Genomic DNA, 15486 nt, shown 5'->3' on the forward strand with positions numbered 1-15486 from the left:
AGCATAAACGGCCGCTCCGTCAGTCGGCGCCCACCGTGACCGCCTCGCCGTAGCGCTCGACGCGCAGGTCCGCCTGCCGCTGGTGGCCCGCGAAGCCCTCGATACCGCAGATCACCGAGCAGTGCCGGCCCACCACCACCGAGGCCTCGCGGGTGGCGCGCTGGTACGTCACGGTCTTCAGGAACTTGCCCACCCACAGGCCCCCGGTGTAGCGCGCGGCGCGGCCGGTGGGCAGGATGTGGTTCGTGCCGATGGCCTTGTCGCCGTACGCCACGTTGGTCTCCGGCCCCAGGAACAGCGAGCCGTAGTTGGTCATGCCGTTCAGGAACACGTCCGGGTCGCGGGTCAGCACCTGCACGTGCTCGGACGCGATGTCGTCGGCAATGCGGATCATCTCGCCCTCGTCGTCGGCCACGATGATCTGTCCGTAGTCGCGCCACGCCTGCCCGGCCACCGCGGCCGTGGACAGCACGCCCAGCTGACGGGTGATCTCGGTCTCGACCGCGCGGGCCAGCGTCTCGGAGGTGGTGAGCAGCACCGCGGGCGAGTTCGTGCCGTGCTCGGCCTGGCCCAGCAGGTCGGTCGCGACCATCTCGGCGTCCACCGAGTCGTCGGCGATCACCAGGGTCTCGGTGGGGCCGGCCAGCAGGTCGATGCCGACCTGGCCGAAGAGCTGACGCTTGGCCTCCGCGACGTAGGCGTTGCCGGGGCCGACCAGCATGTCCACCGCTGCGACGCTCTGGGTGCCCAGCGCGAGCGCGGCCAGCGCCTGCACGCCGCCCATGATGTAGATCTCGTCGGCCCCCGCGAGGTGCATGGTGGCGACGGTGGCCGGGTACGGCTCCCCGTCCTTGGGTGGCGTCACGGCCACCACCCGGGGCACGCCCGCGACCTTGGCGGTCGCCACGCTCATGATGGCCGACGCGATCATGGGGTAGCGCCCGCCCGGCACGTAGCACGCCACCGAGTTCATGGGCAGCACCTTGTGGCCCAGCGTGACGCCGGGAATGGTCTCGATCTCCACCTCGTGGATGGACGCCCGCTGCGCCCGCGCAAAGGTGCGCACCTGCTCCAGCGCGAAGCGGATGGAGTCGAGCTGTTCCTCGGGCACCTGGGCCACGGCGTGCGCGATCTGCTCGGCGCTCAGGCGGAACTGCGGCGGATTCCAGCCGTCGAAGGCCTGCGAGTGCGCGCGCAGGGCGTCGTCCCCGCGCTCCCGGATGTCCGCGATGAGGCCGCGCACCGTGGTCTGCACGGTCTCGTTGATGCTGAGCTGGGTCTGGGCGTTCACACCGGATTTCAGAATGCGGGCCATCGGGCGCCTCCTTGCGGGTCGCGGGCGGGAAACGGAGTCAGTACAGGGCCGTCGAGGGGGCGGGCGAGGCGGCGCGCAGGTCGTCCAGCACGCCGCGCGCGGCGCCGGCGAGCAGCGCGAGGTCGGAGCCGGCGGTCACGAAGCGGTAGCCCAGCGCCATGGCCGCGCGGGCCAGGTCGCCGCCCTGCGTGAAGATGCCGGGAATCAACCCGCGCTCCGCCGCCGACCGGGCGATGTGCGCCACGGCGACTTCCACCTCGCCGCCGCGGAAGTCGAGCGTGGCGCGGCCCGTCATGCTGAGGCTGAGGTCCCCGGGGCCGACGTACACGCCGCTGAGACCCGGCGTGGCGAGGATCGCGTCCAGGTTCGTCAGCGCGCGGGCGGTCTCGATCATGGCGAAGACCAGCGTCTGAGTGTCGGCCCGCGCAGCGTAGTCGTCGCCGTGCACCAGCCGCGCCCGGGTGGGGCCAAAAGAGCGCGTGCCGTGCGGGGCGTAGCGGCACGCCTGCACCAGCGCCGCCGCCTGCTCGGGCGTGTCGATCATCGGGCAGATCACGCCCACCGCCCCGGCGTCCAGCGCGCGCATCAGATCCGGCGCGTGCAGGCCTGGCACCCGGACCACCGGCGCGGCGGGCGTGCCGGCGATGGCCTGGAGCGTGGGCACCAGGCCACCGTCTCCGATCAGGCCGTGTTGCAGGTCGATGGTGAGGGCGTCGTAGCCGGCGCGGCCCATCACCTCGGCGCTCACGCCGCCCGGCAGGTGCAGCCAGCCGTTCAGCACCATCTCGCTGCGGCTCAGGCGGGCGTACAGGCTCTCCAGCACGTCACGCATACGTCTCCGCGCGCAGGGCGTCCGACACGGCCCGCGGGGCGTCCAGCGGCAGGTAATGCCCGGCTCCCGGAATCACCCGGACGTCGGCGTGCGGGGTCAGCGCCGCCATCTCCACGGTCAGCGCGGGCGGCGTGACCGTGTCGTCCGCGCCCACCAGCAGCGTCAGCGGGCCACCGTACGCGGCCAGGACGGCCCGGCTGTCCGGCCGCGAGCGCAGCAGCGCGAGCTGCTCCAGAAAGGTGGCCGCGCCCACCCGGCGGGCCATGTCGAGCACCGTGGGCGCGTGGGCACCGGCCCCCCCGGACAGCTGCCGGGCGACCTGCTCGAACTCCCCGGCCTCGGTTGCCCGCTGCTGCCCGGCCCACGCATCCAGCTGCGCCGGGGTCGGCGTGTGCGGATTGGCGCTGATCAGCGTGACGCGCGCGACCCGCTGCGGGGAGCGGCGCAGGATCTCGAAGGCCACCAGCGCGCCCAGCGAGAACCCCACCACGTGCAGCGGGCCGTCCATGGCAGCAACCGCCCGTCCGGCCGCGTCCGCGAGCGTGTCGCCCCGCACCACCGGGAGCGCGTGGCTGCGCGGGGGCAGCGCCACGCCCGCCCACAGCGAGGCGTCGCACAGCGTGCCGGGCAGCAGCAGGGTGGTCACGGCCTCAGTCGTCCCCGAACTGCCGGAGCATCTGCTGTTCGAGCTCCGCGAAGTTGTCCGGCTTGACCATCTTGCCGTTCTCGCTGGCCTCGAAGCCGTACTCGCGCGCCCGGCGGATCACGTCCGGCGCCCAGTACGGGTCCTTGCCCTCGAAGACCTGGTGCTTTTCCAGCACCGCGAAGATCCAGCTCTCGCCCTCGTCGATGCACTCGAAGCCGCGCCACAGCTGGGCGGGCAGCGTGATGTAGTCGAACTCCTCCAGGATGGTCTCGCCGTCGATCTGGTCAGGCCCCTGGCCCCAGTAGAAGCGCCAGCGGCCCCGGAGCGGCAGGAACGACTCGATGTAATCGTGCGTGTGGTACGCCGGGCCGTTGCCCTGGCGGGCCCGCACCATGCCGATCTGGAAGCCGTGCGGCGACGTGATGAAGGGCGCGTAGGCATCGTTCTCGGCGGCCGTGTCCCCGATCACCGCGTAGTTGTGGCGCTGGTGGCCGGGCAGGATCGAGTCGATGAACATCAGCGGGATCGGCCGGGAGGTCAGGTCGCGGAAGCGGACGACGTTGCCGGTCATGACGCCGAGGTCTTCCTGCGGGTGATCGGCGGGGGGCGTGGGCTGGGCGGTCATGGTTCCTCCGGAAAGCGGCAGGGGGCGCGGTGGGCAGACGCGGTGGAGCCCGCACGGCGGGGCGAATCGATGTGAATACGTATGCAAACCGTACCCCACTCGGCCGGGCGAGTCAAGGCCAAAATCAAATTAGATGACCCGGAGTAGCGATCTGACGGGGCGCGAGCACGACTTGACAAATGCCACAATTCACACCTAAGGTATGAATACGTATGCAAGCCGGGTGCTGCCGGGGGCCGAGATCGGCTCCGGACGGCCGCCGCTTCGCCTACCCCGCCTCGCCCGCGTCACGGCGCCCCGGTGACGCCCCCGCCGCCCGCCCCACCCGCACACCCATGACCGTTGCACGATCCCGCTGTCAGGAGGAACCCACATGATCAAGGCAGAGAACGGAGTTTACCGGCGCCTCGGAGTGACCGTGAGCCTGCTGGGCGCGCTGGCGTTGACCGCGTCCGGCACCGCCCAGACCGCCGCCACCTACGGCCTGAAAGCCGGCAAGCCGTACAACGGCACGCAGCTCAAGTTCCTGATCTGCTGCGCCACGGCCGGACAGTTCGCCCAGATGATCAAGCTGACGGGCGAGGGCAGCGAGTTCCAGAAGCTCACGGGCATCACCGTGAAGTGGGAGAACACGCCCTACGAGGCCCTCCAGCAGAAGATCCTGGTCGAGGCCACCACCGGCAACACCTACGACGTGGTCGCGTGGGTGGACGCGTGGGGCGAGGCCTTCAAGTCGCAGATGCTGCCGCTGCAGAGCCGCATCGCCGCCGACAAGATCAACATGAAGGATTACCCGAACGCGTACATCGAGGCCTCCACCGACGCCTCGGGCAACATCGTGGGCCTGCCCTTCCGCGGGCACCCGCTGGTGCTGTTCTACCGCAAGGACGTGTTCAAGGATCTGGGCCTGAAGGTGCCCACCACGTGGCAGGACGTCGTCAAGACCGCCGCCACCATCCAGCAGAAGAAGCCCGGCATGACCGGTCTGTCCACCATGTACGGCGTGAGCGCCGGGCAGAACCTGTTCAACTGGGTCAGCATGCTGTGGGGCAACGGCGGCGACATCCTCGACAAGGACGGCAAGCCGGTCTTCAACAGCGCCAAGGGTGTGCAGGCCACGCAGTTCTACATCGACATCCTGCGCAAGGACAAGGTCACGAACCCGGCCGCCACGACCTTCGCGGAACCCGAGTCGTCGTCCGAACTGCTGCAGGGCCGCGCGGCCATGTGGGTCGGCTGGTGGTGGTACTGGGCGCGCTTCTCCGATCCCAAAGGGGTCGCTCCCGCCGTGCTGAACAACGTCGGCTTCGCGCCCGCGCCCGGCTGGGCCGGCGGCAAGACCCAGAACTACGCGCTGATCTGGCCGCTGGGCATCTTCAAGAACTCCAAGAACCCCGACGCGTCGTGGGAGTTCATCAAGTACGTGACCAGCACCGAGGTGCAGAAGAAGGTCGCCGCCAACCGCAGCATTCCCGCCGAGGCCGACAACACCATCGTCACCTTCTCGGGCATGAACGACGCCCGGGTCAACGCGGCCAACGGCGGCATTCCCAAGGTGGGCGCGCAGGCCCTGACCACCGCCCGCACCCTGCCGCAGGTCAAGACCTGGGCCGAGATCCAGAGCGTGCTGGAGGTCGGAATCAACCAGATGGCCACCGGCGCCGACGTGAAGGCCACCCTTGACCGCATGGCCAAGGACGTGGACGCCATCCAGAAGCGGGCCGGCTACTACAAGTAATCGGGCGCTGGCCCCCGCCGCTTCCTGTTGCAGGGCATGCCGGGCCACCGTTCACAGGTGGCCCGGCTGAGGTGAGGATCCATGGAAGTTCCCCGCACGACGCCTGAACTCGTGGCCGAGCCCGTGCCCCGCGCGGCCCCGGCCGCCGCCCACCGGCCCTGGCGACCCCAGAGCAGCGGCCTGCGCTGGCTGATGCTCGGGCCGGCCCTGCTGGTGATCCTCGCCACCGTGATCTACCCGCTGGTGACGTCGTTCATCACGTCGTTCCGCGACTGGCGGCTGATCAACTCGCCCACGCCCGGCCCCTACGTGGGCGTGTCGAACTACACGCGCGCGTTTACCGACGCCGGGTTCCTGAACAGCCTGGGCGTGAGCGGCCTGTACACCCTGATCTCGGTCACGCTGACGCTGCTCACAGGCCTGGCCATCGCCCTGATCCTGGCCAAGCCGACGCCGCTGAATGTCTTCGCCCGCACGCTGCTGATCTTTCCCTTCGCGGTCGCGCCGATCCTCAAGGGCTACTCGTGGCGCTTCATGCTGAATCCCGAGTACGGCGTGTACGCCAAGATGATCGGCGAGGTCTTCCCGCCCCTCAAGGGCTACGTGTGGCTGGGGCACGAATTCAGCGCGCTCGTGTCCATCGCCATGTCGGAGATCTGGGGCTGGGCGCCGCTGTTCGCGCTGATGTTCATCGGGGCGCTGGGCGCCATTCCCGCCGAGACGACCGAGGCGGCCAAGATGGACGGCGCCACCAGCTTCCAGATCTTCCGGCGCATCACGCTGCCGCTGCTCGCGCCGGTGATCTACATCGTGGCGCTGCTCAAGATCATCTCCGCGTTCAAGATGTTCGACCAGGTGGCGATCATGACCGGCGGCGGCCCCGGCGACTCGACCCAGACGCTGTACTACTTCGTGTATCAGGTCGCGTTCCGCAACCTCGACCTGGGCTACGCCTCGGCGGTGTCGTACCTGCTGGTGGCCATCATGGCCGTGATCGCCACGTTCTATGTCCGCACGCTGATGAGGGGGGACTGATGCAGGGCTCCATGCGCCGACCGCCCGAACCCGGCGTGGTTCTCCGCCGCCGCCTGGCCCAGACCGGTGAGGTGATCGCCACGCTGGCCGTGATCTTCTTCGTGGCGTTCCCGCTGGTGTGGATGATCCTGGCGGCCTTCAAGAACCAGATCGACGTGTATTCCACGCGGCTGCTGTTCACGCCGATCCTGAGCAACTTCCGGGCCATCTTCGCCGATCCGATCCTGCTCGGCTCGCACGTGTGGGTCAGCGCGCTCGTGTCGTTCCTGACCGTGGCGATCACCATTCCGCTGGCCGCGGCGGCGTCGTACGTGCTGGCCCGTCACCGCTTCCGGGGCCGCGACACGCTGTTCCTGCTGATCCTGATCACGCAGTTCGTGCCGGCGGTCGTGGTCGCCATTCCCTTCTTCACGCTGTTCCGCACGCTGAACCTGATCGACACGCCGTGGGCGCTGATCATCGTGTACCTGTCGTTCACCCTGCCCTACGCGATCTGGATGCTGCGCGGCTTTTTCGACGCGCTGCCGGTCGAGATCGAGGAGGCGTCCTTCATCGACGGCTGCAACGAGCTCCAGACCCTCCGGCACGTGACGCTGCCGCTGGTGATGCCGGGCCTGCTGGTGGCGGCCGTGTTCGCGTTCATCTCGGCGTGGAACGAGTTCTTCTTCGCGCTGATCCTGACGCGCTCGAACTCGCTGACCCTGCCGGTGGCCATCCAGACCATCTCCGGGCCGCGCGGCCCGATGTGGGAACAGGTGGCGGCGGCGGGCATGCTGGTGATGGTGCCGATCCTGATCATGTCCCTGTTCATCCGCAAGTACTTCGTCGAGGGCATCACTGTGGGGGCCGTGAAGTGAGCGACGTGTGACCACCGCCACCCGAGAAGCCAGAAAACGTCGAGCCGGGGCCACGCCCCCATCAGAAAGGAACGCCATGGACGACCCGCAGACCGCCCCCCTCCCCGTCTTCGACTTTGCCGACCGGCCGGACTACTCGGACTTCGTGCTGGCCGCCAACACCGGGCGCCGTCAACCGCTGGCGGGCTTTGACGAGGACTACACCGACATCGTCGATTACATCGTGCGCTGCACCCACAAGATCTGGGAGGAAAAGGCCGTCGGTCTGATCTACACCCACTACGCCCACAACGTCCTGGTGCATTACTCCAGCGGCATCATGTACGGGCGCGAGGCGATGGTCGTCAACACCCTGCAGCGCATCGCGGTGTACGCCGAGCGCCGTGCCTACGCCGACGACGTGATCTGGAGCGGGAACGAGCGTGACGGCTTCTATTCTTCGCACCGCGTCAGCAGCGTCGGCGTGAACACCGGCCACAGCGAATACGGCCCGCCCAGCGGCCGGAAGGTGCACCGCTGGGGCATCGCGGACTGCTTCGTGGTACAGAACCGTATCGTGGAAGAATGGCTGGCCTCCGACACGCTGACCGAGCTGCGTCAGATGGGCTATGACCCGGTGGCGTTGGCGAAGCGCGCCGTGCTGCCGGCGACGCCGCACACCCACGGCGAGATCGACCGCCTGCCCACCGGTCAGCAATACCCGGAATTCCTGGCCGTGCCGGACGGGCAGGACGATCCGCAGGGTTTCATCCGGGCCATCCTGTTGAACATGTGGAACGCCCGGCTCGTGAACATGGTGCGCGAGCATTACGTGCCGAACCATGTGGCCTTCGTGCCGGATTCCCGCAAACTCGTCGGCTACGGCGACTACGAGAACTTCGTGATCACCATGCTCGCGTGCTTCCCCGACCTGGCGATCACCATCGACCACCAGTGTGTGCAGGGCAGCGACGCGCGGGGCTATCGCGTTGCCTCCCGCTGCACCTTCCAGGGCACGCACGAGGGGTACGGGCCGTACGGCGCGCCCACTGGACGCCGCATCTACCTGATTGTGATCAGCCATCACATCATCAAGGCCGGCAGGGTCGTGCAGGAATGGACAGTCTTCGACGAGTTCGCCCTCCTCAAGCAGCTGCACGCGCAGCAGGCGCTGTGATGGCCGACAAGCCCACCCTCCCCGTCTTCGACTTTGCCGACCGGCCGGACTACTCGGATTTCGTGCTGGCCGCCAACACGGGCCGCCGTCAGCCCCTGGCCGGCTTTGACGAGGACTACACCGACATCGTCGATTACATCGTGCGGTGCACCCACAAGATCTGGGAGGAAAAGGCCATCGGCCTGATCTACACCCACTACTCGCACAATGCGATCGTGCACACCTCCAGCGGCATCATCTACGGGCGCGAGACGGTCGTGCGGAACACCGCCCAGAACATCGCCATGTGGGGCGACCTGCGCGCGTATGCCGACGACGTGATCTGGAGCGGCGACGACCAGCAGGGCTTCTATACCTCGCACCGCCACTCCAACACCGCCACCCAGAGCGGCTACACCGAGTTCGGCCCGCCGACCGGCCGCAAGATCGCGTACTGGGGCATCGCGGACTGTTTTATCGTGCAGAACCGCATCGTGGAGGAGTGGCTGACGCACGACGGGATTGCGGTCGTCCGCCAGATGGGGTACGACCCGGTGGCGCTGGCGAAGCGGGCGGTGCTGCCGGCGACGCCGCACACCCACGGCGAGATCGACCGCCTGCCCACCGGCCAGCAGTACCCGGAATTCCTGACCGTGCCGGACGGGCAGGACGATCCGCAGGGTTTCATCCGGGCCATCCTGTTGAACATGTGGAACGCGCGGCTGGTCAATATGGTCCGCGAGCATTACGTGCCGAACCATGTGGCCTTCGTGCCGGATTCCCGCAAGCTGTTCGGCTACGGCGACTACGAGAATTTCGTGATCACGCTCATGGCGTCCTTCCCAGACCTTGCCATCACCGTGGATCATCAGAGCGTGTTGGGCGACGCTGACCGCGGCTTCCGGGTCGCCACGCGCTGCACGCTCCAGGGGACGCACGAGGGCTACGGACCGTACGGAGCGCCCACCGGACGCAGGGTCTTCCTGATCGTGATCAGCCACCACATCATCAAGGCCGGCAAGGTCATGCAGGAGTGGACGCTGTTCGATGAATTCGCCCTGCTCAAGCAGCTCTACGGTCAGCCGGGAGGCCGCGGTGACGTCGAACCGACGCCCAGCGACGCCGGACTCTGACCGGACGTCCGTTCCACAGCGGGTCGAGGACGCCGGCGACCTCGTGCGGCTGGTGCGCCGCGTCTGGGAGGACAAGGCCATCGGCCTGATCTCCGGCCACTACGCGCACAACACGCCTGTGCATCTGCCGGACGCCGAGCTGTACGGCCGTGAAGCGCTCGTGGCGCGCACCCTGCGGACGCTCGCCACCTTTCCTGACGTGCGGCTACACAGTGACGAGGTGATCGCCGGCAGCGACGCGGAGGGCCTGCACACGTCGCACCGGCTCACGGTCAGCGGGCACCACCTCGGGCACGCGCTGTACGGGGCGCCGACCGGCCGGCGGGTGCACTGGCGCAGCATTACCCAGCGCCGCGTGCAGGGGGGGCGGGTCGTCGAGGAATGGAGTGTGCACAACGAACTCGCCGTCGTGCGGCAGCTCGGCCTGGATGAGTGGGCAGTGGCCCGCGCCCACGTGCAGGCCGATGCCGAGGCCGGCACGCGGCCGCTCGATGCTGGCGTGGGCGAGGTCGTGCGGGGCACTGGGCAGGACGCCCCGCCCAATCCCACGGACAGCGCACCCCGGCTGCCCGACGCGCTGCCGGGCTGGATCGCCGCCGTGGTGTGGAACGCCCGCCGGCTCGACCTCGCCCACGCGTGCTACGCGCCGGACGCCACCGTCCGGGTGCCGGGTTACCGCCGGCTGACCGGCCCGGAGGGGCTGGCCCGCTACGTGCTGGAGTGGCTCGCCGCCTTCCCCGACGGCGCCATGCACGTCGAGCATGTCTCCAGCGCCGAGCACGGCCGCGGTGTCCTCGTCGCCGCGCGCTGGACGTTCCTGGGCACCCACACGGGGGCTGGCCTCTACGGCCCCCCCACCGGCCGGCGCGTACGCATCGCCGGCATCAGCCACTACGACGTCGTGGCCGGGCGCATCCGGCGCGAGGACATGGTCTGGAACGAACTCGCGCTGCTCCGGCAGCTGTGCGTTCCCTCCACGCCCTGAACCCACCACAGGAGTTCACATGGAATACTTCAAGAAAGCCCCGCCGCAACCCGCCGCCGTCACCCAGGAAATCCAGGACACGGTCTCGCAGATCATCCGGGACGTCGAGCGAGAGGGCGTGGACGCCGTGCGGCGCTACAGCGAGAGGTTCGACGGCTTTGCTCCGGCCGAGTTCCGGCTCTCGGAGGCCGACATCCGCACGCAGCTCGGCACGCTCGACGAGTCGGTGACGCGGGCCATCGACTTCAGCATCGCGCAGGTCAAGCACTTTGCCGAGGCGCAGCGCCGCACCCTGATCGACTTCGAGGAGGAGACGCTGCCCGGCGTCACCATCGGCCAGAAGCAGATTCCGGTGCAGGCGGTGGGCTCGTACATTCCGGGCGGGCGTTACCCCATTCTGGCGTCGGCGGTCATGACCATCGGCGTGCCGAAGGTGGCGGGCGTGGAGCGCATCGTGGCGTGTGCGCCCATCCAGCGCGGCACCGGCCGGGTGAACGCCCTGCAGCTGTACGGCATGGTGCACAGCGGCGCGGACGAGATCTACGCCATCGGCGGCGCGCAGGCGCTGGCGGCCATGGCCTTCGGGCTGGACGGCGCGCCGCCCCTGGCGGCCGTGGACATGATCGTCGGTGCCGGCAACGCCTACGTGGCCGAGGCCAAGCGTCAGCTCTTCGGCGTGGTGGGCATCGACCTGCTGGCCGGCCCCACCGAGATCTGCATCCTGGCCGACGACTCGGCCGACCCGGAGTTCGTGGCGGCGGACCTGCTGGCCCAGGCGGAACACGGCACGAACTCGCAGTCGGTGCTGATCACCACCTCACGCGCGCTGGCCGAGGCCGTCACGCGCGAGATCGACTGCCAGCTCGCGGCGCTGCCCACCGCCGACGCGGCCGGGGCGTCGTGGCGCGACTACGGCGAGATCCTGCTGGTCGAGGACGACGAGGAGATGGTGCGCGTCTCCGATCAGGTGGCGTCCGAGCACCTGGAAGTGCAGACGCGCGACCCCGAGTGGTACCTGGCGCGGCTGAAGAACTACGGCTCGCTGTTCCTGGGACGCAACGCCACCGTCGCGTACGGCGACAAGGGCATCGGCACGAACCACGTGCTGCCCACGGGCCGCGCGGCGCGCTACACCGGCGGCCTGTGGGTCGGCAAATTCATCAAGACCGTGACGTGGCAGCGCGTCAGCGACGCGGCGAACCACACGGTCGCGCCCCCATTCATCACCATGGCCGACACCGAGGGCATGGTCGGGCACGCCGACTCCATGCGCCTGCGGGTGCGGTAGGCCATGTCCCGCGCGCTGCCCCTCGCGGCCGTGCAGGCAATGCCCCTCACCGGCCCGCAGCCGGAGGCCCGTTTCGCGGAGGACGTGCAGCGCGTGGCGCGGAGTTTTCCCCAGTCGCAGCTGATCGTCTATCCCGAACTGCACCTGCACGGAGACGCGGCCACCGCCGGGGAGTACCGCGCGCTGGCCGAGCCGCTGTCCGGCCCCCGCGTTCGCGCGCTGGCCGAGCTGGCGGGCGACCTGGGCGTGTGGCTGATTCCCGGAACGGTCTGCGAGCTGGGCGAAGGGAACGAGGTCTTCGACACGGCGGTCGTCCTGTCGCCGGAGGGTCAGCTCGCCGCGTCGTACCGCAAGGTGTTCCCATGGCGGCCCTATGAACCCTTCGATGCCGGCGACCGTTTCGTGGTCTTCGACCTGCCGGGGGTGGGCCGGGCGGGGCTGAACGTCTGCTACGACGCGTGGTTCCCGGAGGTCACCCGGCACCTGGCGTGGATGGGCGCGGAGGTCGTGTTCAACGTCGTCAAGACGACGACCTGCGACCGCCCGCAGGAGGTGGTGCTGGCCCGCGCGAACGCCATCGTGAACCAGGTGTTCGTGGTGAGCATCAATGCTGCCGGGCCAGTCGGCACCGGCCAGAGCGTGATCGTCGATCCCGAGGGTCTGGTGCGGGTGCACAGCGCGGACGGCGCCACGGTGCTGACCGACGTCGTCGACCTTGACCATGTGTCGCGGGTGCGCCGCTACGGCACCGTCGGTCTGACCCGGCCGTGGTCGCAGTTCGTGCCGGGCGATCCGCCGCTGGCGCTGCCGCTGTACGGCGGACAGATCGATCCGGGCCGCTGGGCGCCGGGCGACGGGGATTCCGGGCCGAAGGACGGCGGCCGGTCCGGCGATCCTTCCCAGAGTTAGTCCCGTGGGCCCAGGAGCACCCCGTGCGGCAGGATGACTGGCATGGCCCACGAACACCTTGCTGCTCCGCCCGAGGCCGTGAACGCTGACGCCCGGCGTCTGGACGCCCTGAACGATCACGTCGCCACGGCGTGGCCGGATGTCACGAGCGTGCTGGTGGCCCGGCACGGCCGGGTAGTGACGGAGCGGTACTTCGGCATCACGCCGGGTGCCGCGCAGGACGTCCAGTCGGTCACCAAGAGCGCCGTGTCGCTGCTGGTGGGCGCGGCGCTGGACCGGGGCCACTTCCGCCACCTCGACCAGCCCGTCTTGTCCCTCCTGCCGCCCGAGCTGGGCGCGGCGGAGGACGCGCGCTGGCACGACGTCACCCTCCGTCACCTGTTGACCATGACCGGCGGCGTGCCCTCCGAACTGGGGGACCCCGCCTACGACGAGGCCTTCATGGCCAGCGACGACCCGGTCCGCTTCACCCTGGCGCAGCCGCTGGTCTGCGCGCCGGGGCAGGCCTTCCACTACTCCAACGGGGGCGTTCACGTTCTCGGCGCCGCGCTGACGCACGCGACCGGGCGCGATCTGGCCGCCTTCGCTCAGGACACGCTGTTTACGCCGCTGGGCATCGCGGCCCCGGTGTGGCCGAGGGACGCCCAGGGGCGCCCGCTGGCCTACGGCGGCCTGCTCCTGCCGCCGCGCGACCTGCTGCGCGTGGGGTTGCTCATGGCAAACCGCGGCGTCTGGGCCGGCACCCAGCTCATTCCCCGCGCGTGGATCGACGGCGCCACGCGGCCTCACGTTGAGGGCGCGCGGTGGATGGAGTGCCTGCCCGGCTACGGGTGGCTGTGGTGGTCGGCGCGCGAGCACGGCGCCGAGGCGTGGTACGCCACCGGGTACGGCGGCCAGTACGTGGCCGTGTTCCCAGCCCTGGAACTCGTCGTGGTGATGACGGGCCGAGTCACGGCCCATCCAAACCACCGCCACCTGATCGCGCACGTGCTGGAGGCCTTCAAGCGCTGAGCCGGGTTGTCCCGAGTGCTCGCCTGAAGCGCTGACTGGCCGGCCCCGCGCCCATCGACCAGACCCGGTGCATCCCGGCGCCGGTCCCTTATTTGGTCCTGCCGCTGCCGCAGTTCATAGGGTGTCGAAGCAGCACGGCCGCCCTGAAGGCCGTTGGCCTGGTGAGCAGCGCGACAGGAACAGCTCCGGCCGGCTGGAGCGTGAGCGGCTCGACCCGGTCGGCGGCGACCTGCTCCGTGAGCTGCTGACGCCCGATCCCGCCGTGGTCCACCGAAGCAGACCGGCCTGTTAGGATCGCGGCATGGTCCGCGTCTTGATCCTGTGCACGCACAACTCCGCCCGCAGCCAGATGGCCGAGGCACTCACCCGAGACGCGGCGCGCCGGGCCGGACTCGATCTGGACGTCCACTCGGCCGGCACCGAGGCCACGCGGGTCAAGCCGGACGCGACCGCCGTGATGGCCGAACTCGGCCTGAGTCTGGATGCCCACACCAGCAAGACGCTGGACGCCGTTCCCGATCCCTGGGCCTTCGATTACGTCGTCACGGTGTGCGACAGCGCGGCCGAGGCGTGCCCCGCATACCCGGCGCGCACGACTCGCCTTCACTACCCCGCCGTGGACCCCAGCGGCGGCAGCCTCGACCGCTGGCGGGCAGTGCGGGACCAGCTCCAGCGCCAGTTCACGGCCTTCGTGGAGGCGCTGAAGGCCGGACGGTCGGTGCCCCCCAGTTACGACGACAGCCCCGCGGTGACCGTGACGTAAACCGCCCCGCCGATCTGTTGGCGGGGCGGTGGTCCGCTGCACTCCCGGTCGAGCCAGGGAGATTCAGAGCGGACGGGGGACGCTCAGCGCCTCACTTCCCCTTGCGCGGAGCGGGTTTGCGGGTGGACGCACTGCCCTTGCGGGATTTCCCGAGGGTCTGTCCCTTGGTAAAGCTCGACTGCATCTTCTGACGGGTGGCTTCGGCCAGCGCCTTGAAGTCCACCAGGCCCGCCTCGATGTTCTCCAGCGTGGGCTTGACGGTGCCGCCCCGGCGGCTGACCGCCAGCTCCTTGTTCATGTCGGCAAACCACGCCTCGTACGCGGGCGTGACCTCAATGATCATGTCCCGGACATCGCGCCGGTAGGTGTCTTCCTCGCCGCGGCGGCTGAACTCTTTCGGCAGCGTGAAGCGGGCCGGCAGATCGGCCGCCTCCACCGTCCCGTCGCGCACGGCCGCGCGGAGTTCCTTGACGAAGGTATCGCTGCGCTGCGCATTGACGAGTTTCTTGATTTCAGTGCTGAGCGTGACATAGGCCATATCGAGGAGAATACGTGAAAAATGGTGGCGTGCACTTATCTACCAGCTCCACTGTTGCCCGGTACTTTCATCGATCTTTTAAGATGTGAGGCGCCGATATTGAAAGCCAGGTGTGTAGCGGGCTTGATCCGCGCCGGGCCTAGGATATTGAGAGCGTTTCTCGATTCTGTGTGCGGTTGACGACAGGTCCGGGCCGCTCTGTATGCCACTGTGCCGGTATGACCTTCAAAGTTGGGGACAAGGTGCGGTGGAGTAGCCACGGGGCAGAGGCGCACGGGAAGGTGGTGCGGGTGGCCCACGAGGACGGCGAGATCGCGGGCTTCCAATACCGGGCGAGCCGGGATGATCCGCGGTACATCGTCGAACTCGAGGACGGCCGTCACGCCGCGCACACAGAACACGCCCTGAAACGGGTGTAGGTCCACGTCCGCTCCACGGCGCGCAACTTGCTTGAGCGAGCGTCATCTTCTATCCGTGCCCCGCCCGGAGAGACAGTTGCCCCCCTGATGATCTTCCGGCTGGACAAACTGATCCGCTCGCCCAGGCTGTGCGACGGCTTCACGTGGCACCCGCGGCCCTGCGTAGACCCTGACGGCACCCGGCTGAACAAGGGCTGGTTCACGGGGCCGTCAGGAGTTCTTCCGGCCGTATCTGGAGTGGACGTTCATCGCAGAAT

At 69.0% G+C, this 15486-nt stretch carries 16 protein-coding genes; 11 read left to right on the plus strand and 5 right to left on the minus strand.

Going from position 1 to position 15486, the window contains the following annotated elements; genetic code table 11:
* Positions 1-19 precede the first annotated feature (19 nt).
* From hisD (HNQ07_RS09205) to HNQ07_RS09220, 4 genes are read right to left on the minus strand one after another with little or no spacing between them, the layout of a single operon-like run.
* Entirely contained in the window at positions 20-1315 is a 1296-nt protein-coding gene (gene hisD, locus HNQ07_RS09205) for a histidinol dehydrogenase (RefSeq protein WP_184110993.1), read from the minus strand.
* A gap of 37 nt (positions 1316-1352) precedes the next feature.
* Positions 1353-2147 (minus strand): HpcH/HpaI aldolase family protein, encoded by a 795-nt coding sequence (locus HNQ07_RS09210; protein ID WP_221274901.1) that lies wholly within the window; start codon positions 2145-2147, stop codon positions 1353-1355.
* The gene (locus HNQ07_RS09215) at positions 2140-2793 is read right to left on the minus strand and encodes an alpha/beta fold hydrolase (protein WP_184110995.1); all 654 of its coding nucleotides are present in this window, start codon (positions 2791-2793) and stop codon (positions 2140-2142) included. The genes HNQ07_RS09210 and HNQ07_RS09215 overlap by 8 nt, the downstream gene beginning before the upstream one ends.
* Positions 2794-2797: 4 nt before the next feature.
* Positions 2798-3418, minus strand: a complete 621-nt coding sequence (locus HNQ07_RS09220; protein ID WP_184110997.1) for a cupin domain-containing protein — start codon at positions 3416-3418, stop codon at positions 2798-2800.
* Between the two features lie 373 nt (positions 3419-3791).
* On the opposite strand from HNQ07_RS09220, the gene HNQ07_RS09225 reads away from it, so the two are divergent.
* The 10 genes from HNQ07_RS09225 (at position 3792) to HNQ07_RS09270 (ending at position 14272) form a co-directional block, all read left to right on the plus strand.
* On the plus strand, positions 3792-5156 hold the full coding sequence (locus HNQ07_RS09225; protein WP_184110999.1) for an ABC transporter substrate-binding protein: 1365 nt from the start codon (positions 3792-3794) through the stop codon (positions 5154-5156).
* 81 nt (positions 5157-5237) lie between these two features.
* On the plus strand, positions 5238-6191 hold the full coding sequence (locus HNQ07_RS09230; protein ID WP_184111001.1) for a carbohydrate ABC transporter permease: 954 nt from the start codon (positions 5238-5240) through the stop codon (positions 6189-6191).
* Positions 6192-6202: 11 nt separating this feature from the next.
* On the plus strand, positions 6203-7048 hold the full coding sequence (locus HNQ07_RS09235) for a carbohydrate ABC transporter permease (protein WP_229831937.1): 846 nt from the start codon (positions 6203-6205) through the stop codon (positions 7046-7048).
* A 76-nt stretch (positions 7049-7124) separates the two neighbouring features.
* Complete coding sequence (locus tag HNQ07_RS09240; RefSeq protein WP_184111003.1) at positions 7125-8204, plus strand: nuclear transport factor 2 family protein; 1080 nt, start codon at positions 7125-7127, stop codon at positions 8202-8204.
* Positions 8204-9316: a nuclear transport factor 2 family protein gene (locus HNQ07_RS09245; RefSeq protein WP_184111005.1), complete on the plus strand. Its 1113-nt coding sequence runs from the start codon at positions 8204-8206 to the stop codon at positions 9314-9316. The genes HNQ07_RS09240 and HNQ07_RS09245 overlap by 1 nt, the downstream gene beginning before the upstream one ends.
* Complete coding sequence (locus HNQ07_RS09250) at positions 9279-10301, plus strand: ester cyclase (RefSeq protein ID WP_229831936.1); 1023 nt, start codon at positions 9279-9281, stop codon at positions 10299-10301. The genes HNQ07_RS09245 and HNQ07_RS09250 overlap by 38 nt, the downstream gene beginning before the upstream one ends.
* 19 nt (positions 10302-10320) lie before the next feature.
* Entirely contained in the window at positions 10321-11589 is a 1269-nt protein-coding gene (gene hisD, locus HNQ07_RS09255) for a histidinol dehydrogenase (protein WP_184111009.1), read from the plus strand.
* Positions 11590-11592: 3 nt separating this feature from the next.
* A complete protein-coding gene (locus HNQ07_RS09260; RefSeq protein WP_184111011.1) occupies positions 11593-12498 on the plus strand; it encodes a carbon-nitrogen hydrolase family protein in 906 nt (301 codons plus the stop codon).
* Positions 12499-12540: 42 nt separating this feature from the next.
* Complete coding sequence (locus HNQ07_RS09265; RefSeq protein WP_184111013.1) at positions 12541-13509, plus strand: serine hydrolase domain-containing protein; 969 nt, start codon at positions 12541-12543, stop codon at positions 13507-13509.
* A 301-nt stretch (positions 13510-13810) separates the two neighbouring features.
* Positions 13811-14272 (plus strand): arsenate reductase ArsC, encoded by a 462-nt coding sequence (locus tag HNQ07_RS09270; protein ID WP_184111015.1) that lies wholly within the window; start codon positions 13811-13813, stop codon positions 14270-14272.
* Positions 14273-14363: 91 nt separating this feature from the next.
* On the opposite strand, the gene HNQ07_RS09275 is transcribed toward HNQ07_RS09270, so the two are convergent.
* Positions 14364-14810: a hypothetical protein gene (locus tag HNQ07_RS09275; RefSeq protein ID WP_184111017.1), complete on the minus strand. Its 447-nt coding sequence runs from the start codon at positions 14808-14810 to the stop codon at positions 14364-14366.
* A gap of 218 nt (positions 14811-15028) precedes the next feature.
* Here HNQ07_RS09275 and HNQ07_RS09280 point away from each other — a divergent pair, with 218 nt between their 5' ends.
* Complete coding sequence (locus tag HNQ07_RS09280; RefSeq protein WP_184111019.1) at positions 15029-15229, plus strand: hypervirulence associated TUDOR domain-containing protein; 201 nt, start codon at positions 15029-15031, stop codon at positions 15227-15229.
* Positions 15230-15486: the final 257 nt, after the last annotated feature.

This window comes from Deinococcus metalli (assembly GCF_014201805.1).
GTDB classification, from domain to species: Bacteria; Deinococcota; Deinococci; order Deinococcales; family Deinococcaceae; genus Deinococcus; species Deinococcus metalli.

Excerpts from the sequence above, each read along its gene's own strand:
- HNQ07_RS09220 (WP_184110997.1), bottom strand. The coding sequence starts at position 3,418 with ATGACCGCCCAGCCCACGCCCCCCGCCGATCACCCGCAGGAAGACCTC.
- HNQ07_RS09240 (WP_184111003.1), top strand. The coding sequence starts at position 7,125 with ATGGACGACCCGCAGACCGCCCCCCTCCCCGTCTTCGACTTTGCCGAC.
- HNQ07_RS09235 (WP_229831937.1), top strand. The coding sequence starts at position 6,203 with ATGCGCCGACCGCCCGAACCCGGCGTGGTTCTCCGCCGCCGCCTGGCC.
- HNQ07_RS09275 (WP_184111017.1), bottom strand. The coding sequence starts at position 14,810 with ATGGCCTATGTCACGCTCAGCACTGAAATCAAGAAACTCGTCAATGCG.
- hisD (WP_184111009.1), top strand. The coding sequence starts at position 10,321 with ATGGAATACTTCAAGAAAGCCCCGCCGCAACCCGCCGCCGTCACCCAG.
- HNQ07_RS09265 (WP_184111013.1), top strand. The coding sequence starts at position 12,541 with ATGGCCCACGAACACCTTGCTGCTCCGCCCGAGGCCGTGAACGCTGAC.
- HNQ07_RS09225 (WP_184110999.1), top strand. The coding sequence starts at position 3,792 with ATGATCAAGGCAGAGAACGGAGTTTACCGGCGCCTCGGAGTGACCGTG.
- HNQ07_RS09280 (WP_184111019.1), top strand. The coding sequence starts at position 15,029 with ATGACCTTCAAAGTTGGGGACAAGGTGCGGTGGAGTAGCCACGGGGCA.
- HNQ07_RS09260 (WP_184111011.1), top strand. The coding sequence starts at position 11,593 with ATGTCCCGCGCGCTGCCCCTCGCGGCCGTGCAGGCAATGCCCCTCACC.
- HNQ07_RS09270 (WP_184111015.1), top strand. The coding sequence starts at position 13,811 with ATGGTCCGCGTCTTGATCCTGTGCACGCACAACTCCGCCCGCAGCCAG.
- HNQ07_RS09210 (WP_221274901.1), bottom strand. The coding sequence starts at position 2,147 with ATGCGTGACGTGCTGGAGAGCCTGTACGCCCGCCTGAGCCGCAGCGAG.
- hisD (WP_184110993.1), bottom strand. The coding sequence starts at position 1,315 with ATGGCCCGCATTCTGAAATCCGGTGTGAACGCCCAGACCCAGCTCAGC.
- HNQ07_RS09230 (WP_184111001.1), top strand. The coding sequence starts at position 5,238 with ATGGAAGTTCCCCGCACGACGCCTGAACTCGTGGCCGAGCCCGTGCCC.
- HNQ07_RS09245 (WP_184111005.1), top strand. The coding sequence starts at position 8,204 with ATGGCCGACAAGCCCACCCTCCCCGTCTTCGACTTTGCCGACCGGCCG.